The 20,537-nt window shown below is 40.5% G+C and carries 18 protein-coding genes; 2 read left to right on the top strand and 16 right to left on the bottom strand.

The window, feature by feature from the left end; translation table 11 throughout:
* Positions 1-8: 8 nt before the first annotated feature.
* From KBU52_RS08675 to KBU52_RS08605, 15 genes are all read right to left on the bottom strand, one after another.
* The gene (locus tag KBU52_RS08675; protein WP_006152441.1) at positions 9-815 is read right to left on the bottom strand and encodes a metal ABC transporter permease; all 807 of its coding nucleotides are present in this window, start codon (positions 813-815) and stop codon (positions 9-11) included.
* Positions 808-1,512 carry a metal ABC transporter ATP-binding protein gene (locus KBU52_RS08670; RefSeq protein ID WP_006147770.1) on the bottom strand — a complete coding sequence of 235 codons (705 nt, stop codon included), beginning with the start codon at positions 1,510-1,512 and terminating at the stop codon, positions 808-810. Before KBU52_RS08670 ends, KBU52_RS08675 begins: the two co-directional genes overlap by 8 nt.
* Positions 1,512-1,952, bottom strand: coding sequence for a zinc-dependent transcriptional regulator AdcR (gene adcR / locus KBU52_RS08665; RefSeq protein ID WP_254724868.1), 441 nt, complete (start codon positions 1,950-1,952; stop codon positions 1,512-1,514). Before adcR ends, KBU52_RS08670 begins: the two co-directional genes overlap by 1 nt.
* Positions 1,953-2,090: 138 nt before the next feature.
* On the bottom strand, positions 2,091-4,163 hold the full coding sequence (gene nt5e / locus KBU52_RS08660; protein WP_254724869.1) for a cell surface ecto-5'-nucleotidase Nt5e: 2,073 nt from the start codon (positions 4,161-4,163) through the stop codon (positions 2,091-2,093).
* 142 nt (positions 4,164-4,305) lie between these two features.
* Entirely contained in the window at positions 4,306-5,574 is a 1,269-nt protein-coding gene (gene dltD, locus KBU52_RS08655) for a D-alanyl-lipoteichoic acid biosynthesis protein DltD (RefSeq protein ID WP_036757949.1), read from the bottom strand.
* The gene (gene dltC, locus KBU52_RS08650) at positions 5,567-5,806 is read right to left on the bottom strand and encodes a D-alanine--poly(phosphoribitol) ligase subunit DltC (protein WP_036757952.1); all 240 of its coding nucleotides are present in this window, start codon (positions 5,804-5,806) and stop codon (positions 5,567-5,569) included. Before dltC ends, dltD (KBU52_RS08655) begins: the two co-directional genes overlap by 8 nt.
* Before the next feature lie 31 nt (positions 5,807-5,837).
* Positions 5,838-7,082 (bottom strand): D-alanyl-lipoteichoic acid biosynthesis protein DltB, encoded by a 1,245-nt coding sequence (dltB, locus tag KBU52_RS08645; RefSeq protein WP_036757954.1) that lies wholly within the window; start codon positions 7,080-7,082, stop codon positions 5,838-5,840.
* Positions 7,079-8,629 carry a D-alanine--poly(phosphoribitol) ligase subunit DltA gene (gene dltA, locus KBU52_RS08640; protein WP_036757956.1) on the bottom strand — a complete coding sequence of 517 codons (1,551 nt, stop codon included), beginning with the start codon at positions 8,627-8,629 and terminating at the stop codon, positions 7,079-7,081. Before dltA ends, dltB (KBU52_RS08645) begins: the two co-directional genes overlap by 4 nt.
* A 20-nt stretch (positions 8,630-8,649) precedes the next feature.
* Complete coding sequence (locus tag KBU52_RS08635; RefSeq protein ID WP_254724870.1) at positions 8,650-8,781, bottom strand: teichoic acid D-Ala incorporation-associated protein DltX; 132 nt, start codon at positions 8,779-8,781, stop codon at positions 8,650-8,652.
* Positions 8,782-9,231: 450 nt separating this feature from the next.
* The gene (dltD, locus tag KBU52_RS08630; protein ID WP_036757958.1) at positions 9,232-10,404 is read right to left on the bottom strand and encodes a D-alanyl-lipoteichoic acid biosynthesis protein DltD; all 1,173 of its coding nucleotides are present in this window, start codon (positions 10,402-10,404) and stop codon (positions 9,232-9,234) included.
* Positions 10,405-10,441: 37 nt separating this feature from the next.
* Complete coding sequence (gene dltB, locus KBU52_RS08625) at positions 10,442-11,596, bottom strand: D-alanyl-lipoteichoic acid biosynthesis protein DltB (protein WP_036757960.1); 1,155 nt, start codon at positions 11,594-11,596, stop codon at positions 10,442-10,444.
* Positions 11,597-11,997: 401 nt separating this feature from the next.
* Positions 11,998-12,702: an MIP/aquaporin family protein gene (locus KBU52_RS08620; RefSeq protein WP_036757962.1), complete on the bottom strand. Its 705-nt coding sequence runs from the start codon at positions 12,700-12,702 to the stop codon at positions 11,998-12,000.
* Positions 12,703-12,771: 69 nt separating this feature from the next.
* Entirely contained in the window at positions 12,772-14,598 is a 1,827-nt protein-coding gene (gene glpO, locus KBU52_RS08615; RefSeq protein WP_036757964.1) for a type 1 glycerol-3-phosphate oxidase, read from the bottom strand.
* Between the two features lie 33 nt (positions 14,599-14,631).
* Positions 14,632-16,140 carry a glycerol kinase GlpK gene (gene glpK, locus KBU52_RS08610; protein WP_009730830.1) on the bottom strand — a complete coding sequence of 503 codons (1,509 nt, stop codon included), beginning with the start codon at positions 16,138-16,140 and terminating at the stop codon, positions 14,632-14,634.
* 165 nt (positions 16,141-16,305) lie between these two features.
* Complete coding sequence (locus KBU52_RS08605) at positions 16,306-17,733, bottom strand: helix-turn-helix domain-containing protein (protein WP_036757967.1); 1,428 nt, start codon at positions 17,731-17,733, stop codon at positions 16,306-16,308.
* Between the two features lie 164 nt (positions 17,734-17,897).
* Here KBU52_RS08605 and hslO point away from each other — a divergent pair, with 164 nt between their 5' ends.
* A complete protein-coding gene (gene hslO / locus KBU52_RS08600; protein WP_036757970.1) occupies positions 17,898-18,770 on the top strand; it encodes an Hsp33 family molecular chaperone HslO in 873 nt (290 codons plus the stop codon).
* The gene (gene dusB, locus KBU52_RS08595) at positions 18,757-19,737 is read left to right on the top strand and encodes a tRNA dihydrouridine synthase DusB (RefSeq protein ID WP_036757972.1); all 981 of its coding nucleotides are present in this window, start codon (positions 18,757-18,759) and stop codon (positions 19,735-19,737) included. The genes hslO and dusB overlap by 14 nt, the downstream gene beginning before the upstream one ends.
* A 47-nt stretch (positions 19,738-19,784) precedes the next feature.
* On the opposite strand, the gene KBU52_RS08590 is transcribed toward dusB, so the two are convergent.
* Positions 19,785-20,471 carry a YoaK family protein gene (locus tag KBU52_RS08590; RefSeq protein ID WP_036757999.1) on the bottom strand — a complete coding sequence of 229 codons (687 nt, stop codon included), beginning with the start codon at positions 20,469-20,471 and terminating at the stop codon, positions 19,785-19,787.
* Positions 20,472-20,537 lie beyond the last annotated feature (66 nt).

The following is a 20,537-nucleotide window of genomic DNA, read 5'->3' as shown; positions in this document are numbered from 1 at the left end:
TACTTCTCCTATTTGATAAAACGTTTGAGTAAGCTGACTCCTAAGAAGACAACTACAAAGATAAGAGTGATACTTGCACTTGGTGGTGTCTCTGCATAATAGGAAATATAGAGTCCCGCAACCATACCTAGAAAACCAATAACACTGGCAAGAATCATCACAGAACTAAAGTTTTTCCCTAGACGCAAAGCGATACTAGCTGGTAAGACCATGATAGTCGATACCAAAAGCGCTCCCGCTGCTGGGATCATGAGGGCAATAGCCACACCCGTTACCATGTTAAAGAGAATAGACATGGTACGCACTGGAAGACCATCGACAAAAGCTGTATCCTCGTCAAAAGTTAGAATATACATGGGTCTTAAAAAGAGGAAGGTCAGGATTAAAACAACCGCTGCAATGACAAAGAGGCCAATGACCTGCTCTTGACTAATGGTCACAATAGAACCAAAAAGGTATTGGTCCAGACTCATAGAACTAGAGCTCTTCCCCTTACTCATGACAATAAGTGAAACTGCAAGTCCTGTAGACATGAGAATGGCTGTCCCAATCTCCATAAAGCTTTTATAAACCGTACGTAGGTATTCAAGGAAGACCGCCGCAATCAAGACAATCACAATGGTTGAAATGGTCGGAGAAATTCCTAAAACCAAGCCAAAGGCAACCCCCGAAAGCGAGACGTGACTCAGAGTATCACTCATAAGACTCTGACGACGCAAGATTAGAAAAGTCCCCAGAACTGGTGAAAAGAGACTCATGGCAATAACAGCCAAAAAGGCTCGCTGCATAAAATCATAAGACAATAGATTAAGCATGCTCCACCTCCTGGTCACTTTCATGGACATTGAAGCAACGCCATGGGGAATCTTGGTCACGAACAAGGTGGATATTGCGATCTGCGTAATCCTTAACTTCTTCAGGATCGTGAGTAATCATCAAAACAGCCTTGCCATGATGGTGGGCACTGTGGTGCATGAGTTCATAAAACTCATCCTTGGTTCCCGCATCCATCCCTGTCGTCGGCTCATCCAAGATAAAGATATCAGGATCTGAAGCAAACATACGTGCGATAACAGCCCTCTGTTTTTGCCCACCAGAGAGGGAGCCAATCCTTTTGTCCCGATGTTCCCACATACCAACAGAGTTTAAACTAGCCTTGATATGTTCCTCATCATGGGCATTCAAACGACGGAACCAACCTTTTCTTGGATAACGACCTGATTTGACAAATTCATAAACAGTGCTCGGAAAGCCTGCATTAAAGCTTGCAATCTGTTGAGGAAGGTAGGCAATTCTTAATTTCGTCCCACGAGTGTTGGTCTTTGAAATGGTAACTTTGCCAAATCTTGGTTGCAAAATACCAAGACTGGCCTTGATAAGAGTCGTCTTGGCAGCTCCATTTTCTCCAGTGAGGGTGACAAATTCCCCACTATCAACACTGTAATTGATATGCTCAAGAACAGGTTCCTTGTCATAATAGAAGGACAAATCCTCTACTGTGATGTATCTCATTACTTGATTTCTCCTACTAAAGCAGTTAAAAACCGCTGGATAATTTGTTGCTCCTCAGCCGAGAATTGACTGGCAACTTGTTCATAAGTCGAGAGGGTGTGCTCATGATGATGGTGATGCTCCTCAGCAATCGGTCGAGCTAGATCTGTCAATTGATAGAAAATCACTCGAGCATCCTTTGGATCCTTAGAAGTTTCCAACATCCCCTCTTTAATCAAAGACTTAATAGCCTTGGTGACAGCTGCTTGACTGACATTGAGACGGCGAGCCAACTCAGAGTTAGTTAAGGACTCCTCTGATAAGAGCATAAGAATATGCTCCTGAGTATTGGTCAAAGCCACATTACTGGTACAATGGCCAATAAGGATTTCATGCTGATTTTCAGCTTTCAGGATTACTTCATTTAAGAAATGATCAATTTCTGTTGCTAATTGTCTCATGATTTGCCCCTTTCCTAGTTATCTTTTTCCTAAAACAATATAGAACACCACAGATTCTTTACTGGTTAATTATATCATAAACCAAAAAAGAATCAAGAAAAAAGATGAAAACACCTGAGATGTTTTCATCCTTTAGAATTATTTTTCTTGTTTACGGCTAGTCCAGAGGGCTGTCGCTCCAAGAATCACACCAAGTAGCATCATGAAAATAGATTGCTCACTACCTGTATTTGGAAGTAGTTTCTCTGAGACTACTGTTTTCTTAGCAAACTTATCTGCAACCTTATAATCAACTTTTACAGTAGAAGGTTGAGTCGGTTTTGTTGCTTGGTCTTCTACTGGTTTAGCTGGATCTTGCTCTTTACCTTCTTCAGGAAGTTTAAATGTTTTTGAGTCCACAGAAATCGTGCGTGAATTTGGATTTACCTTTTCATACTGAGTCAAATCAGCTGTTTTGAGATAGTCTTCAAAGGCAGCATCCATTGAAGGTCCTTCTTCTCTCGCACCACCAAGCATGGTATAACCGTCACCACCTGCTGCAAGGAAGTCGTTTGTTGTTAGATAGTAGATTTTGGCTAAGTCTAATCTATCGTAAAGACCAGTCGTACGATTCTTAACCTGAACAGCTAAAATACGTTTCCCAGAAGGTAGATTTGTGTCATAGTATACTTTGACACCAGAGACTTGTAAAAATCCACCACTTGGTTCTAGCAATGGTTGACCATTTTCATCCAAGACAGTTTTTCCTGCTTTATCCACCTGCAAAATAGATCCGAGTGATTTTTCAAACATATCCAGAACTTGCTGACCAGTTACTTGGATTTGTGAGATTGTGTTTCCAAATGGCAAGACTGCAATGACATTTCCTTTTGTAATTGGTTTGTCTTTAGCAATTGTCTCACGTAAGCCACCACCATTTGTCACAGCGATATCTGTTGGATGACTAAATCCTGTTTGACCATACTGGTAGAGAGAATCTGCGACGACATTTCCGAGATTCGTTTCACGAACACGAACATTTTCACGGTCTCCGTTTAGTTCAACAGGACTGTTAGACACAACCTCAACTGCATTTTCTGCATCGTATTTTTGTTTAATGTCTTTGACTAGTTTTTCAACTGTTGGATTGGCTGGTAATTTTTTAGCATCTGCAGCCGCAATCTGAGTTGGATTACCCAAAAGCTGACGAGATTTATAAGTAATTTTACCAACGTTATGGAGATAACTTCCAGTTTGGTTGTAAGTCACATTATCTCCGTAAGTAGTTGATTCTACTGTATGAGAGTGACCATCAATGACTGTTACACGTTTCCCCTTCAAAAGAGGGTTCTTAGACAGAGCTTCTGCTAGTGTTGAGCCACGCCAAGCTACTGGCGTTGTTGTATCAACACCCAAGTGGGCTAAGACTACATAATGCTTATAATCCTTACCTTCCGCCTTAGCCTTGGCTTGAACTTCTTCAACGACCTTATTAACCTCTTCGATTGGTTCAGTAAAGGTTACTCCTTTAACATTTTTAGGGTGAGTTTTCGTTGCTGTTTCCGGCGTTGTCACACCTATCACTACAAACTCATCGCCTTCAACATCCTTATTCTTGTCAACAATAGTAGAAGCTTGGAAGAGACGAGCTCCATCTACATAAGTATTTGAGCTTAACAAGGGGAATTTCAAAATTTCTTTGTATTTTTTAGCTTCATCAAGTCCGAAATCAAACTCGTGATTTCCTACAGCCATGGCATCATAATCCATCTCGTTAAGAATCTTAGCACGTGCCTCACCTTTTGATGAGTTTGAGATAGGAAGACCCTGGAAAGCATCACCAGCATCCACTACCAAGGTGGTCTGGTTGGTTTTTGCACGCTCTTGTTCAATGACTGTAGCCAACTTAGCGTCTCCAATGACTCCTTTTTCCTCTACAATACGACCATGGACATCATTGGTGTGTAAGATAACAGTGTCCTTTTCTTCGCTTTTAGGAGATTCAGCAGGAGCTGACGGAGCTTCTGCAGGTGCAATCGCTTCTGAAGTAGCCGAAGTTTCCGGTACCTCAGGGCTCTCAACAGGAGTTGGAGTCGCCGACGGAGCTGGAGTTGCTGCGACAGCTGAACTTTCTGCAGGAGTTGTTGCTTCTTCAGCGTATACTTGTCCAGCTAAGAAGGCTGGAGCTAATAAAGCTGTAGATAGGATGGGCAATAAGAACTGTTTCTTCATTTTGAAATCCCTTTCTTTTCTTTTTCTCTTTTATATTATACGCTATTTCTAAAAATTATGAAACTTTTGACCTATTTGCATCTTAAATATTCGCCATTTAAACAAAAAAGCTTGGATTAAAATCCCAAACTTTTAGCTCATTTTATTGAAAATCTTTGATGTTACCATCGTAATCCGCCCAATCTTGGCTAAAGAAGCGGTCATTCATTTGGTAACTAGGTGCTGTTGTTGGATTGCTCAAAAAAGGATTTACAACCTTATCAAACGCCAACCAGCCTAACCAACCGATATGAATCGTATCCTTGACAAAATAAGGTTCATCACCGTTTTTTGAAAAATCAGCAATATTGGTGAAACCTTGACTCTCCAACTGGTAACGAATTTTTTCGACAGAGTGTTGATACATTTCCTCACTTAATCCGGTATAATTCATCCATTTTTTATTGACAGGTTGAAAGACAAAGAGTACATTGACCTTAGATTTGGCAAATTGATTGAGCACTAACTGCAAATCATTGTATTCCCTTGACTGGAGGAAGTTGTAATTTTTTTGATACCCTTCCCACTTTTTTAAATCTTTCTTTAGTTGAGTATTGTAAAAGTGGTTATCCATCCCCAAATCATTATTGGTCGTATTTTCCTCTGCATCCTTACGTGCAATATTTTCCAATTCTTCATAAGAAAATTGATCTGGGAGACTGCTCAAATATTTTTCAATATGATCTTTATACTTTAATCGGCCTCGGATGGAGAATTGACCAAAAAGGGCAGCTTGTCTTTCATTGAATTCTGCAGAAGCTGTAATTATTGAATGATCAAAGTCTGACAACTGTTCATTCTTAGCCAGTTTCTCAACAATCCCCTTCATCGGTACGCTTGGATTCTGCTTCAAGAGTCTATTAGCCGCATATTGAGAAGCTACGTCTCCAGATTGATTCTCTAAAAAGGCAGTCAACTGGTCGTTGTTAAAATAGGTTTGAAAAGTAACTGGATCTTGATCTTCCTTTGTAAACCACTGTGGAGAGATCACAAACACCGCTTGTTTATTTTCAAGTTCAGATGTGATTTGTTGCATCCCAAAGTACTGACTAAGAGAAGCTGCTCCTGCCTGCCCCATAAAATAAGGACGATAGGAGCGATTATACTTTTCAGCTAACACTCCTGGATGCATGCTGTCAAAACGAATCCATTCACTTGACCCAAAGAAAGGGATAAAACGCATATCTGGGTCTGTGAGAGCTCTCACTTTTTGGCTTCTCTCCTTGAAACTTTCTGCACTTACTGAGGCTGCAGAGTATTTTTCCTCCATTAGATTATGACTCTTACTACTAGGATAGAAAAAAATGAGTAGAAGAACCAATAAACCTGCAATAAGAATCGGCCCGAAGATTAACCACAGGCGTTTAAGCATTCTTTAACTCCGCAATCCCTGCCACGATTTTATTGGCTGTATTCCAGTCATCACGACCAAATTCTGTAACCGGGACACGAATATCAAAGCGATTTTCGATTTCTACGATCAATTCAACTGTTCCCATACTGTCCAAGACACCTGCATCGAAAAGATCTTCATCCATCATGTCAGAAACATCTTCCATAAATAATTCATCGATAATTTCAATAACTTCTGATTTGATATCCATTTTTAAATTTCCTTCTATTTTTTAATTCCATTTATTTTTTAAACCATAAATCATTCAAAAATCCTGAAAAGATTAAGAATGAAACCATTACGACATGGAAGGTTATCACCATGCCAAGCAACTGAATCCAACGGTTTTCAGGAAAAGGTGGTCGCCCTGCTTTTTTCCGTTCTTTATTGAGCGTTTTTTTCTTTCTGACCCAGGCATCATTCATCACTAAGCCTATCCCATGAAAGAGTCCGTAAGCGATATAAAACCATGTTATCCCATGCCAGAAGCCCATAAGGAGCATATTCAGTACATAGGCAACACTTGAAGTCACATTTCGATTCTTAAAAAGCTTCTTTCTCGTCATCACCATGACCATGCGCATAAAGACAAAATCACGGAACCAGAAGGATAAACTCATGTGCCAACGATTCCAAAAATCCTTCAAATCCCTTGACAAGAAAGGTTTGTTGAAGTTAATCGGACTACGAATTCCCATCAGATTTGAAATAGCTATAGCAAACATAGAGTAACCTGCAAAATCAAAGAAGAGTTCAAAACCAAATGTGTACATGATGGCCACTACATAATAGTTAAAGACGCCACCTGTTTGTAAAGCTAAATTCTTTAAAGGAGGTAATAAGATTTCGCCTAAAATATGGGCTAGGATAAATTTATACAGAAATCCCCACATGATATACCGAACGGACTCGGCTAGCATATCTAGCAACTCATCGCGCTCTGGTATCGTCTTATAATTTTCATTAAAACGTTTGAAACGATCAATAGGACCACTTGAAAATGTCGGCATAAAGAGAAGAAAACGCAAATACTCCCACATTTTCAAATCCTTAATGACTCCATCTCTAAGTTCGATGATGATTCCCACTGAACGAAAGGTCAAATAAGAGATTCCTACGAATCCCAGGAGAGACTGTGTACCGTTAATAGCTGGTTGCACCTTGACAAAGATGATGGGAAGCAATGATAATAAACTTACTAGGTAGAAAATCCATTTACCATCTCGGACTTTTCGATATTGCTTGTAAAAAAGAACCAGTACCATTTGCCAAATTAGATAGATTCCTAAGGCAGCTAATTGATTGGTCTTGCCTCCCGTCAACATAGTGACTATAAAGAACAGACTAACCAATATTTCATACCAGCCAAAACGTTTTTTGAAAAAAAGACCGATAAAGATTGGCAAAATAGCAGTAATCACATACAAAAAGTACTGCGGATTTCCATAAGGCTCAATATGAGGAAGCTGTTTAATAAGCTCCATCATCTATTATTAACCTCACTAATCAACCCTTTGATGTCGATTTTCCCATTTGGAGTTAGCGGCAAGCTGTCACGGTAGAGGAATTTCGAAGGCATCATATAAGACATCATGATGTGCTCCAAATCTTCCTTAATCGCTTTGGTAATATCAATCTCGCGCTCAAATTGTTCCTTGACCCCATCTTTTAAGATGACATAGGCCAAGAGATTTTGAACCTTGTGATCTTTGTTGTAGCGTGGCACTGCAACAGCCGAGTCGATGTACTGAGACTTGTTCAAGTTTTGAGAAACATCTTCTAGCTCAATACGGTAGCCGTTAAACTTGATTTGGAAGTCCATCCGACCACCATAGAGAAGAAGGCCTTCATCCGTCATGGTTCCGACATCTCCCGTATGGTAGGCTGGCAGACCTTCAAATTCGAAGAAAGCTTCTGCTGTTTTCTCAGGATTATTCATATAACCTTTTGAAACAGCCGGTCCAGACACGATGATCTCACCTTGCTCACCATTCGGCAATTTGTTTCCTTCCTCATCAATGATGAAGGTTGGAGAATCTTCTTTGGTATAACCAATTGGCAAGCGTTTAAGTGTCGCTAGCATCTCATCTGTGATAGCAACTGCCGACAAAGCAACTGTTGCTTCTGTTGGCCCGTAAGCATTGATGATGCGCGCATTTGGGAAACGTTCGCGCAATTTCTGAGCTGTTTTCACGGTCAACTCTTCCCCATCAAAGTAGAAATGGGTGATTCCTGGCATCTTTTCAGCATTGAAATCTTCAGACAGCATGGCCATATCTGCAAAAGATGGTGTCGAAGTCCAGATAGCAATCGGAAGAGAAAAGATAGTTGCAAAGAGTTGTTTGAAGTCTTGAGTAATGGCTGATGGGAGGGCAAAAAGCGTGCCTCCAAGAGCCAAAGTTGGTGCCCAATACATGACAGACAAGTCAAAGGAATAGGGCGGTTGCGCCAACATTTGCGGACGTTCTGGCGTTGCAAACTCCTTATCTGTGATCATCCAGTTGGTGAAGCTGAGCAAATTATCATGTGAAATCTGCACCCCTTTTGGCTTCCCGGTCGTCCCTGAAGTAAAGATGATGTAGTAGTTATCATCCCCTTTGACCGGATGTTGCAAATCATAGGCATGCTGAGCCGCATAAGCTTCACGCACTTGCTCCAAGGACATGATTGGAGCAGCTGGGTTCTCAATTGGAAACTCTTTGATGGCGATGATTAAGCTTGGCTCTGCTACTTCAACAATGGCAGACACGCGCTCCAAGGCAGAATGGCTGTCAATTGGGATATAGGCATGGCCAGATTTGGTCAAGGCCACAAAGGTTGCTAACATTTCATATTCTTGGCCACCAAAGACCACAACAGGTGACTTTTCAGGAAGTTCCATCTGGTCAATATGGGCTGCTAAGCTATCTGAATCAGCCTTCAATTGGCCATAGGTATGCTCTTCTCCAAGGATATTGTATACCGGAAAATTAGGCTGCTTTTGAGCATAATGCTCAATGGTTTCAATCATATCTACTATTGGTTTATTTGACACAATAGGGGTTCTCCTTTAAGTTAAAATTCATTATAGATAAAGCTACCTTGAACCTGACCGAGATAACTAAAAAAGTAAAGTAGGCCCAAGAAAATGATAAAATACAAGGCTGTCCAACCAAGAAAGAGATAGAGTTCATTTCTCTGTTTCATCAAGAAAAACCTTTCATTCCTGTAATTTTCAACTAAAATAAAATCAATTTCTTACTAACTTAGTTTTCTGCTATTATACCACTTTATAAACTATTTTTTCAATTGTTTTCCGTCCATTTCCACTACATTTCAACATCATTAAATTGTTCCATATGATACCTTCTAATGATAGCTTTAATGCTTTCCAGTATAGATTATATTGGGAGCTACAACAAAGTAGGCTCTATACACCTATAGAGGACTTCCCCACTATAAATATTATAGAGCCTTATCTTATGTCTCACTTTATCGGTAGAATTCCCTTTGTCTAGAGATTTTTATAATATGTAATCTTAAAATTCACTATAGATGAAATCTTGAATGTTAGAAAAATCAGTCACAAAACAGTAGATTACGATGCTTAAAATAACTGTATAGAAAAACAAGGTCCACAATAGTAAACGATGTGTGTCAGTTAGTTTCATTTGCAAATTTGTAAAGTTCTTTTTCAACTTCCATCCATCCTTTCACCCCAACGTGCATCACGTCAAATAAAAAGTAATCTTCATACTCTTTATTTCCATAGTTTAACACCGTAGCACCGTGGTTTTTGGCAATATTTTCTATTTTTTTGTAAGTTTCTTCACGCATTTCTCGTGAAACACCTGTGTAATCATTCCATTTACCATTTACAGGAAAGATAATGACTTCAACTTCAATTCCCAATTCCTTAGCAACTGTCAAGAAGAGCTCCATATCTGAATACTCTGGTGACTCTATGTAGCTCAAGTCTTTGTTAGAATCTTTCAACGAAGCATAGCGGTCTCTCAAGTAGGTATTGTAGTAGTTATTATCCACAGCATAATCATTGTTATCTGTTTTCTTTTTAACTTCTTCTACAAACTGATCTGTCATCTGCTCCCAATTATAATCCGGAGTTTCATCTCCTAGTGCAGGATAGTCTGATTTGGCATGATTTTCATAGAATTTTCGTTTAAGCTTAAAGGAATAAACGGCATTGTCAAGTTCCAACAGTTTTTTATCAATGATTGTTCCTTTTCCTTCTATAAAATAGCTTTTATACTTTTTATAGATATCATTTTGTTGTTTGTTCCCTTTGGTAATCTCAATAATGCGATTAATCAGTTTTTCTTTCGTTTCCTTACTGATTTTCTCGTTATCTAGCATGTGAAAAATATGTTCCTGAGAGGCCTTGTTTAAGAAGGCGTCTTGATGAGTCCCATCCTTTTCGAACCATTGAACAGACTCGACTATGGCTACTTTTCGCTTGCTCATAGCCCCCTCAATCGAGCTCAAGGTTGTAGCTTGAATGATATTTTGAGAATAACTGGTTCCTATCTGCATGATATTAAAATCATTGTAGTTAAAGATTTTATTGGGATGGTAATCTTCATTTATCGTCGCAACTAACTCTGAGGAACCCATTAGAACTAGTGTATTGGGAGTGATATTATTTGTTAGAATATCTCTACTTTTATACTTTTCATAAGAAGTGCTGTAGCGAATACTATTGTCCTTGACTTTATAATAGTCGTCAATCTTCTTGACATATGTCACATTTAAAAGAGCAAGAGTCGCAATTACTAGCACAAGCGATAGTAAAAATGCTTTTAACTTTATCATCTTGTTTTGTCCAATCTCCTTGTTTTAGCAGATCTCTTTATCTACTTAGAATTGCCATAATTATCTTATAAGGTTCACCTGAAAAGATAAAGAAGCCAATCATAACTAAATTCATGGTCATAAACCAACTTATTAGCTTGTACCAAGTTTTATTTTTATATTTCTTATAAAAAGTGCTTTTCTTTTGATAAATTTCAAATCCAGACATCAAGATTCCATGGTAAAAACCATAAGCGATGTAGCTGACACTAATTCCATGCCAAAATCCCATAACCAACATATTGACCATATAGGCATAGGCTGCATTGTGTAATCTATTCTTAAACCATTTCTTTCTGATAACCTGCATCAAAACTCTTGAAAATACGAAATCTCTCAACCATGTTGACAAGGTGATGTGCCATCTAGTCCAGAAATCCTTGATATCAATACTCAAGAAAGGTTTATTGAAATTCATCGGTGTCTGAATACCCAAAACATTACTGCTTCCAACAGCCATCAAACTATACCCCGCAAAGTCAAAGAACAGATAGAGAGTATACAGGTACATATATTTGATTGAGTAGACAACTGTACCAGTATTGCTTAGAGCAAGTAGTATCTGGTAAACATAGGTTGATAAAACAACCTTGTAGAGAAGGCCTAAAACGATGCGATAAATACCATCACCTGCTAACTCTAGGTAGTCTTTTCTAGGCATGACTTCATTGATCTCTTTTAGAAATCTTCTGCTACGATCGATTGGCCCAGAACTAACTGTAGGGAAAAAGAGTAGAAACTGCAGATAATCTTTTACACTGATTTTTTCTTTGATTAAACCATCCGATATTTCTAGCATGATCTGAATAGTCTTAAAGGACATGTAGGAAATCCCAATAAAAGCCAACAAATGTAGCTGGGTTATCGCAAAGACTTTATTGACCACTAAAGGTAAAATGGATAACATAACTAGAGGTTTTAACCGTTTTAAATCCATTCTTTGTGCTATGAAAACTAGGACATATTGGTAGATGATGAAAGCCAATAGATAAACAACCATGGATTTACTCTTACCATAGATGGCTCCTGCAAATAAAATTGACAGACTTAAAATATAATAATCCTTACGCTTGCCAAAATAGTTTAAAACAAAGCCAATCAGTAAAACCACAAATAATAGAAGGAAAAACTCATTCCCCTCAAAATAATTCATACCAGATGGACTCCTTTTCTCTTTTTCTCATCTCCTGATTTGTCATTTTAGGATTAGTCCCTATCATATTATCAAGGATAATTAACTTTATTAATTATATCATAATTTAAAAACTATATATCTCTATTATCCAATTTCCTAAAATAAAAAAACAAATGACTCTTACCACTAAACCCCAATAACGAGACAAAATTATTTAAACAACAAATATAATTCAAGACCTAAAAGATTGATGAATGAACTAGTGAAGTACTCTGTTTTTTAGCTGAAATAATAATTAACACCAGTATATAAACTTAAAAAAATCAAAACGACCAAAATGAAGTGAGGCAGCGCTCCTTATTTTGGTCATTTTTGGTAAGTTATGTTTATTGAGATATAAATATTTGGGTTTTATTATCTTAGAAAAGTGAAAATACGAGAACTGCTAGGGCTGCACCGATAACAGGTCCCACAACTGGAATCCAAGCATAAGACCAGTCTCCATCGCCTTTGTTTGGAATTGGCAAGATACTGTGCATGATACGAGGTCCAAGGTCACGCGCAGGGTTCAAGGCACAACCTGTTGTCCCACCTAGTGATAGACAAATACCGACAATCAAAGTCCCCACTGCAAAGGTGCCGATACCTGCCTGAAAATCATAAAGCCCCAAAGCAAAGATTGTCAATACCAAGACAAAAGTCCCAAGGATTTCACTAATCAAGTTTGACACAGTATCTTTGATAGCTGGTCCAGTGCTGAAAGTTGCTAGAATATTTCCTGCATTTTCTTCCGCCTCATAGTGTGGTTTGAATTGCAACCAAACCAAAATCTGAGCCACCATCGCTCCTGCGAATTGGGCTAGAATATAAGGGAAAACAGAACCCCAAGAGAGCGTTCCTTTTAAGGCCATCGCAAATGTCACAGCTGGATTTAAGTGGGCTGGGCTGAGCGTGCCAGATACAAAGGCCGCAACGGCTACAGCAATTCCCCATCCCATCGTGATGACGATCCACCCTGAATTGTTACTCTTGGTTTTGGGAAGAACCACACCTGCTACAACACCATTTCCTAGGAGGATAAGGATTAAAGTCCCCAAAAATTCTCCAAATAATTCTTTCATCATATCGTTGTCTCCATTTTAAAGAAGGAGAGGGAAGGCAAGGAAGGCTTGTTCCCTCACTTCTAGTTTTTCTTAATTTTTCAATGCCGCTAGATCGTTGTTAGCAAGGGCTGCTTCAACATCCGCACGGTAGGCTGCCTTTTCTTCTTCTGACCAATCATAGAATCGTCCCATTTCATCCAGAACTGGCTCCACAATGCTATCCAAACTATCACGCATAAAGAGCATGTGGTTGGTACGGCGAAGGAGGAAGTCAACTGGGCTCAGAGCCAACTCATTGCGCATTGCATAGTGAAGGGACAAGGTATCTGCCAAGCTGAGTCCTGGCGCTTGTTCCAAGCTGTGAGCAAGGGCAAAGACTTTCGGTGCATTTGAACCGTAGAGATTTGCTAGGTAATGAGCTTCCTTGCTATCCAAGCCACGTGACACTCCAAGTTGAGCAAAGGCTTCAATTTCTGAGTCCACATTTGCTGGGTTCAATTCTCCACCTGAAACAGGATAAGTCTTCGAGTTGATGAGTTTAAAGCTGCGGTCAAATTCTGCTTTGAGAATGTCAACCACGCGCTCCATAGCCCCTTCAGCCATCTTACGGTAGTCTGTGATTTTACCACCAGCAAGGGTCAACAGGCCATTGTCATCACGGTCCAAGCTCGAACCACGTGAAACTGCAGATGGGTCCAAATGTTTCTCAGATGTGCTACTTTCAAGCTTGCTGACAGCAGACTCAACATCTTCACGCGATTTTTCTTTCGATAGATAAGCCTCGACAGTCGCAATCAAGTTATTGAAGCTTTCATCGCTAATGGTTCCGTTATTTCCACCATTGTAGTCAGAAGCGCTATTGCCTGCGATCAATGGACGAAGACCAGCCCAGCTGCTTTCAATATCAGCAACGGTAATGTTTGCTTCTGGGAAGCGGTTGTTGACAATGCCAAGTAGATAATCTACATCTTCCTGCGTCACTTTTGGATGTTCCAAATCACCTGTGTAGTCTGTATCGGTTGTACCAAAGTAAGTCTTGTTTTCACGTGGGAGAACAAAGACCATACGACCATCTCCCAAACCTGTGTCAAAGTAAACTGGCTGTGAAACCTTGATCTTGCTTGAGTCCACCACCAAGTGAACTCCCTTAGTTGGACGCATTTGTGAGAATTGCGTTCCCTTATTAGACAGATTGCGTACCTTGTCGCTCCAAGGACCTGTCGTGTTGATAACCAGACGAGCCTTGATATCAAAGACTTGGTCTGTCAACAAATCACGAGCCACGACACCTGTAATCTTACCACTTTCGTCAAAGAGGAAGCCTTCTGCCTTCACGTGGTTGGCAATGAGGGCACCATCTTGGTTGGCACGTTTGATGTTTTCGATCACGAGACGCGCATCGTTGTTACGGAAGTCAAGATAAACTCCACCTCCTACCAAACCTTCTTTCTTCAAGTTTGGCTGGCGTTCCAAGACTTCTTCTTTGCTCAAAACCTTGTTTGCAGCAGGCGTATTGTTAACCCCTGCCAATAGGTCGTACAAGTCCATGGCTACTTTGAGACGGAAAAGGCTAAATGTTGCTCCATCCTCGTCGTAAACTGGCAAGAGCATTGGATCTGGTTTTGGAATATGTGGAGCGACTTGTTGAACCACCGCACGCTCAGAAACTGTATCTGATACCACTTCCACGTCGAATTGTTTGAGATAACGTAGACCTCCGTGGACCAATTTTGTTGAACGGCTAGATGTTCCTTCTGCGAAGTCCTGCATTTCAATCAAACCTGTTTCAAGACCACTTGCTGCTGCCTGCAAGGCTACCCCAGCACCTGTGATCCCTCCCCCGATAATCAAAAGATCCAGGGTGCGTTCTTGCATTTTCTTAATCGATAATTCACGAGTTTTCTTTGAAAATTCCATAATTCTTCACTTTCTATCCTACTGAAGTCTTGACTAGTCTTCAATTTCTGCAAAGAGTTGGGTAGCTTTAACAGCTTTCTTCCATCCCTTGTAGAGTTGTTCTTTACGAGATTCGTTCATAGAAGGCTCGAAGAGTTCACCAGTTGCATTGAGTTCTTTCAATTCATCTAGGTCTTTCCAGTAGCCGACTGACAGGCCAGCAAGGAAGGCTGCCCCCAAAGCTGTTGTTTCCAAGTTTTTAGCACGAGCGATATCAATACCAAGAATATCCGCTTGGAACTGCATCAAGAAGTTATTCATAGCTGCTCCACCGTCCACTTTAAGGACTTGAATAGCCGTCTTAGCATCAACCTGCATAGTATCGATGATATCCCGTACTTGGTAAGCAATGGATTGAAGAGTCGCCTTAATAAAGTCTTCTTTGGTTGTTCCACGAGTCAAGCCAAAGACAGAACCACGAGCATTTTGATTCCAGTATGGTGCTCCTAGACCTGTGAAGGCCGGTACCACATAAACTTCATCGTTGTTGTGAGAATCACGTGCATATTGTTCAGATTCAGGTGAGCTTTCCACCATGCGTAGACCATCACGAAGCCATTGAATGGCACTACCTGCGATAAAGATGGAACCTTCCAAAGCGTAGTAAACTTTACCATTGATTCCATATCCAATGGTAGTCAACAAGTTATTTTCAGATAACTGCATCTCTTCACCAGTATTCATGATGATGAAAGATCCAGTACCGTAAGTATTTTTAACCATACCAGGTTCAAAGGCCAACTGTCCAAAAAGAGCCGCTTGTTGGTCACCCGCCATACCAGAGATAGGCACTTCTCCACCGTAGAAATGGAAAGGAGCTGTTTTTCCATAGATTTCAGAGTTAGAACGAACTTCTGGAAGCATAGCCTTAGGAATATTGAGGATTTCCAAAATCTCATCATCCCATTTTAGGTCTTTGATATTGTAGAGCATGGTACGAGCAGCATTTGAATAGTCTGTTACGTGAGAAGCTCCGTCTGTCAACTTCCAAACCAACCAAGTATCGATGGTTCCAAAGAGCAATTCTCCTTTTTCAGCCCGTTCTTGTGCTCCTTCTACATGATCCAAGATCCAGCGAATCTTAGTTGCTGAGAAGTAGGCATCAATGACCAAACCTGTTTTTTGGTGGAATTTTTCGACATAGCCTTGGCTCTTAAGTTGTTCAGCTAAAGAAGCTGTTTGGCGAGACTGCCAAACAATGGCATTGTAGATTGGAAGGCCAGTATTCTTATCCCAAACAACAGTTGTTTCCCGTTGATTGGTAATTCCGATAGCTTCGATTTGTCCTGGTTTGATGCCACTTTCGATAAAGGCACCAGCGATAACAGACTGAACAGAGTTCCAGATTTCATTTGGATTGTGTTCAACCCAACCAGCTTGAGGGAAAATTTGAGTAAACTCTTTTTGGCTAGAGCTAACTTTTTCTCCTTTTTTATTAAAAATGATGGCTCTTGAACTTGTTGTTCCTTGGTCAATGGCCATAATGTATTTTTCTTGTGACATGAACTGTCCTCCTGGGAAAAAGAAATATTCTTTAGGAGACGTACTCCTTACATTGTCTAGTATACAAAATAAACCGCTTTCATGTCCATCAATTTTTTTAAAATTTTAAAAAAAAGTGAGGAGATTGTGCGAATTTCACAAAAAAGACCTGAAAATTCAGGTCTTTTAGGCAAATAGCATCTGACGAATCGTAGCTAAATCTTCGATGTCCAAATCATTTTTCAAATAGTAGACGGGTGTTTGTTCTTTCTTATGAATGGGGTTATTGGTAACCAGCAAATCATAATGACGAGTACGGTCATAGGCTTCAATGCTAATGAAACGATTGTACTCCAAATATCGTTTTAAAAGGGCCGACATTCTCGAAAAGACAAGGAAGCCTGCTGTTAGATCTAGCCCTATTCTCAGATGTTTGCCTATATTTTCTGCCATATACTCCAACAACTGAAGCCATTCCCAAAGGATTTTTTTATCCAGATCCGTCCCCTGATGAAAGGCTGGCAAGGAGGCAAAAATTTTCTGAGCAATATCTCGAAAGTCATGCTCCATCAGCAAATAAGGGTGGCGATGCTCTATCTGATATTTGTATCGATCTTGCAAGATATAGCCCTTGTAGAGATAAACTTGACCACAGAGCTGGCTGAGTTCATAGGTGACATGGTCCTCTGTGTAGTCCCCCAGCAACTCCTCCTTCTTCATTTCCTGGATCATTTGTGTCAGCAAATCGGCTAATTGCCCTCCAAAACCAAGAATATACTCCATAGTATGAAGAGGAAGAATACGATGAGAAAGGAGAAATGAAAAGAATATCATCATCTCCCCATCTTCAGTTCCTAGAGGAATGTGCTGCCCACCAAAAAAAGAAGAAGCCTTGCCAAGTAAACGAAGGTAGAAAATATTGTCAAAATACCCTCGCATTTTTTCTTCTATAACATGAAATTGACAGGCGTTAACCCGAAGGCGCTGTTGACTGATATGAGTCCAGAGAACCAAGTCTAATTTCTGACCCGAAGACAAGCTGGCACCGCAGATTTCTTCTAGAGTAGCAATATCCTGCTTTCTCTCAGCTTTCTGCATGTGACCTTCCCACTCCTGACTGGACCAGACCTTGCGGAAAAGGCAGAAATAAAAGTAACGAATCTGATGCTCTGGACCTCGCCAACGACCATTTTGGATGGATAAGTCAAACTCTGACAAAATATGATTCAAGCTAGACAAATGGCGACCAAGCGTGGCCTCGCTAATCATTAATTCTTGAGCCAATTGATGGGCTAGGAACTGTTGGTGATAGAGAAGGTAAACCAAAATTTGGTACTTAATGGCATTGTCTAGAAATAAGCTCCGAATCTCTCTCCCCTTTGTGGCAGTACCGACAGACAGACGCAGGCTTTCATCATCCAAGTGGATGGTCAGCTCTAACCCTCTTTCTAAAGCATTTTCGTTAATTAGAGAGATATACTTGGTTAAGGTCGCCTTTGAAAAACCTGTTTCTTCCATGGCTTCCTTGACTGTTGTCTGCGAATCTTGTAATAAAAAGGAAAGGACTAAAAATTGACCAGATTCGGCTTTTTCCATCAAATCACCTAAATACATTTGTTACCCCTTTCATTTTCTCCTACAAGCATAGCATAAATCTTTCAAATGCTGAAATAATCTGTTTCTCATTTTATTTTAAAGCTGATTTCCTCGTCATTATTCCTCAGAAACAGCAAACACACCACTCCCTCTTTGGGCATTTTTATGCTAAAATAGTAGCTATGGATAAAATTATTAAAACTATATCAGAAAGCGGAGCTTTTCGTGCTTTCGTTCTTGACAGCACGGAAACCGTCCGCACTGCTCAAGAAAAACATCAAACTCAAGCCAGTTCAACTGTTGCACTTGGCCGTACCCTTATCGCCAGCCAAATTCTCGCTGCCAACGAAAAAGGAAATACCAAGCTAACCGTCAAGGTTCTTGGAACTAGCTCCCTCGGTGCCATTATCACAGTTGCAGATACCAAGGGTAACGTCAAAGGCTACGTTCAAAACCCTGGAGTTGATATTAAAAAGACTGCAACAGGAGAAGTCCTCGTTGGACCTTTTGTCGGAAACGGTCAATTCCTCGTTATCACAGACTACGGTACTGGAAATCCTTATAACTCTATGACTCCGCTTATCTCCGGAGAAATCGGAGAAGATCTTGCCTTCTACTTGACAGAAAGCCAGCAAACTCCGTCAGCAGTTGGACTCAATGTCCTTTTGGACGAAGAAGACAAGGTCAAAGTAGCAGGCGGTTTCCTTGTTCAAGTTTTGCCAGGAGCCAAGGAAGAAGAGATTGCTCGCTTTGAAAAACGAATCCAAGAAATGCCAGCTATCTCAACCCTTCTCGAGAGTGAAGACCATATTGAAGCCCTTCTCAAGGCTATCTACGGCGACGAATCATACAAACGTCTGTCCGAAGAAGAAATTCGTTTCCAATGCGACTGCAGCAAAGAACGCTTTATGGATGCTCTCGCTAGCCTCCCAAGCTCAGATTTACAGGAAATGAAGGATGAAGACCACGGGGCAGAAATCACTTGTCAATTCTGCCAAACAACTTATAACTTTGATGAAAACGACCTGGAGGAACTCATTCGTGACAAATCTTAATACACCTTTTATGATTGGGAACGTCGAGATCCCAAACCGGACGGTCCTCGCACCCATGGCAGGTGTGACCAACTCAGCCTTTCGTACTATCGCAAAAGAACTTGGGGCAGGCCTCGTTGTTATGGAAATGGTCTCTGACAAAGGTATCCAATACAACAACGAAAAAACCTTACACATGCTTCATATCGACGAGAGCGAAAACCCTGTTTCCATCCAACTTTTTGGTAGCGATGAAGATAGCCTAGCTCGCGCAGCAGAATTCATCCAAGAAAACACCAAGACTGATATCGTGGATATCAACATGGGCTGCCCAGTGAATAAAATCGTGAAAAACGAAGCTGGGGCTATGTGGCTCAAGGACCCAGACAAGATTTACTCTATCATCAACAAGGTTCAATCTGTCCTTGATATCCCCCTCACTGTCAAAATGCGTACGGGCTGGTCTGACCCATCCCTAGCAGTTGAGAATGCCCTAGCTGCCGAAGCCGCAGGTGTCTCTGCCCTCGCTATGCACGGTCGTACACGTGAACAAATGTACACTGGTCACGCTGACCTAGAGACCCTTCATAAGGTTGCACAAGCTCTAACCAAGATTCCCTTCATCGCCAACGGAGACATCCGTACGGTCCAAGAAGCCAAACAACGCATCGAGGAAGTCGGTGCCGACGCCGTTATGATTGGACGCGCAGCTATGGGAAATCCTTACCTCTTTAATCAAATCAATCATTACTTTGAAACTGGAGAAATCCTGCCTGATCTGACCTTCGAAGACAAGATGAAGATTGCTTATGAGCATCTGAAACGCTTGATTGACCTTAAAGGTGAGAATATCGCTGTCCGTGAATTCCGTGGGCTGGCTCCTCACTACCTTCGAGGCACATCTGGTGCTGCTAAACTCCGTGGAGCCATTTCACAAGCCAGCACTCTGGCTGAGATTGAAGCCCTCTTGCAGTTAGAGAAAGCTTAATCTTCTATCTCACAAAAAAGGCAAAGCTCAAAAAGAGCCTTGCCTTTTTATATATTTTCATCTTGCAAATCTAGTTGCTTCACTCTAGCTATATAGTAGGACATAATCAAAAATAAATTGAAGCTGACAATCCAAATAGACCATTCATGGAAAAAATGCATCGATACAGCCAAACTAATTGCCCCCACTACAAAACTCCCTACAACAATCCCATAGTTTAAGGCTTGACGACGATATTCTTGGATGTTTCCTTCTCCCCTAGTTATGCGATACAAAGCGGTCAACATCTTTCGGTAATTTCCAGAAGTCATAAAAATGACATAAGGATGATCTTCAATCAAACTACCCGTAAATGTTAGCATCATCATACCTGTTCCAAAAGCAATAAAAGGAACTTCTAGTAAGGGAAATCTCGAAAAGAAGGGCAGAAGAAGAGTTCCAATAAATAAGGGAAGCAGCATCTTAACCCGCCAATAGGCTGTTTTACGATATTCCTTCACGTGTAAGGAAAAAACAAATCCTAGGGAAAAGAAAATAATGGAGCAGAATCGCAACATGGTATTGATAACATGTGAATCGTGCCAATCTGATATCAGTAGGAGAATATTCCCTGTCTGTGTAGCTACCAAACTATGGTACTGGATATGACAAAATACATCCAAAGAACCACCTATAAAGCCAAGGAGCACTCCCATGAGTCGTGTGTTTTGAGGTAAAATTAATTTATCTGCCATTGATTTACCACTCATTCCTCTTTGATGCATTTATTATACCACTTCTCTTTGAGAAATTAAGTGAAA

Origin of the sequence: Streptococcus sp. 9.1(2021) (assembly GCF_030466425.1) — a bacterium.
Lineage (GTDB): Bacteria > Bacillota > Bacilli > Lactobacillales > Streptococcaceae > Streptococcus > Streptococcus wuxiensis.
Note: the sequence above shows the minus strand (reverse complement) of the source record. Positions and strands in the feature narration are given on the sequence as shown.

Coding starts and splice junctions, on each gene's coding strand:
- KBU52_RS08605 (WP_036757967.1), bottom strand. CDS start 17,733: ATGTATTTAGGTGATTTGATGGAAAAAGCCGAATCTGGTCAATTTTTA.
- dltB (WP_036757954.1), bottom strand. CDS start 7,082: ATGATGGAGCTTATTAAACAGCTTCCTCATATTGAGCCTTATGGAAAT.
- hslO (WP_036757970.1), top strand. CDS start 17,898: ATGGATAAAATTATTAAAACTATATCAGAAAGCGGAGCTTTTCGTGCT.
- glpO (WP_036757964.1), bottom strand. CDS start 14,598: ATGGAATTTTCAAAGAAAACTCGTGAATTATCGATTAAGAAAATGCAA.
- dltD (WP_036757958.1), bottom strand. CDS start 10,404: ATGATAAAGTTAAAAGCATTTTTACTATCGCTTGTGCTAGTAATTGCG.
- KBU52_RS08590 (WP_036757999.1), bottom strand. CDS start 20,471: ATGGCAGATAAATTAATTTTACCTCAAAACACACGACTCATGGGAGTG.
- adcR (WP_254724868.1), bottom strand. CDS start 1,952: ATGAGACAATTAGCAACAGAAATTGATCATTTCTTAAATGAAGTAATC.
- KBU52_RS08635 (WP_254724870.1), bottom strand. CDS start 8,781: ATGAAACAGAGAAATGAACTCTATCTCTTTCTTGGTTGGACAGCCTTG.
- glpK (WP_009730830.1), bottom strand. CDS start 16,140: ATGTCACAAGAAAAATACATTATGGCCATTGACCAAGGAACAACAAGT.
- KBU52_RS08620 (WP_036757962.1), bottom strand. CDS start 12,702: ATGATGAAAGAATTATTTGGAGAATTTTTGGGGACTTTAATCCTTATC.
- nt5e (WP_254724869.1), bottom strand. CDS start 4,163: ATGAAGAAACAGTTCTTATTGCCCATCCTATCTACAGCTTTATTAGCT.
- dltD (WP_036757949.1), bottom strand. CDS start 5,574: ATGCTTAAACGCCTGTGGTTAATCTTCGGGCCGATTCTTATTGCAGGT.
- KBU52_RS08670 (WP_006147770.1), bottom strand. CDS start 1,512: ATGAGATACATCACAGTAGAGGATTTGTCCTTCTATTATGACAAGGAA.
- dltC (WP_036757952.1), bottom strand. CDS start 5,806: ATGGATATCAAATCAGAAGTTATTGAAATTATCGATGAATTATTTATG.
- KBU52_RS08675 (WP_006152441.1), bottom strand. CDS start 815: ATGCTTAATCTATTGTCTTATGATTTTATGCAGCGAGCCTTTTTGGCT.
- dltB (WP_036757960.1), bottom strand. CDS start 11,596: ATGAATTATTTTGAGGGGAATGAGTTTTTCCTTCTATTATTTGTGGTT.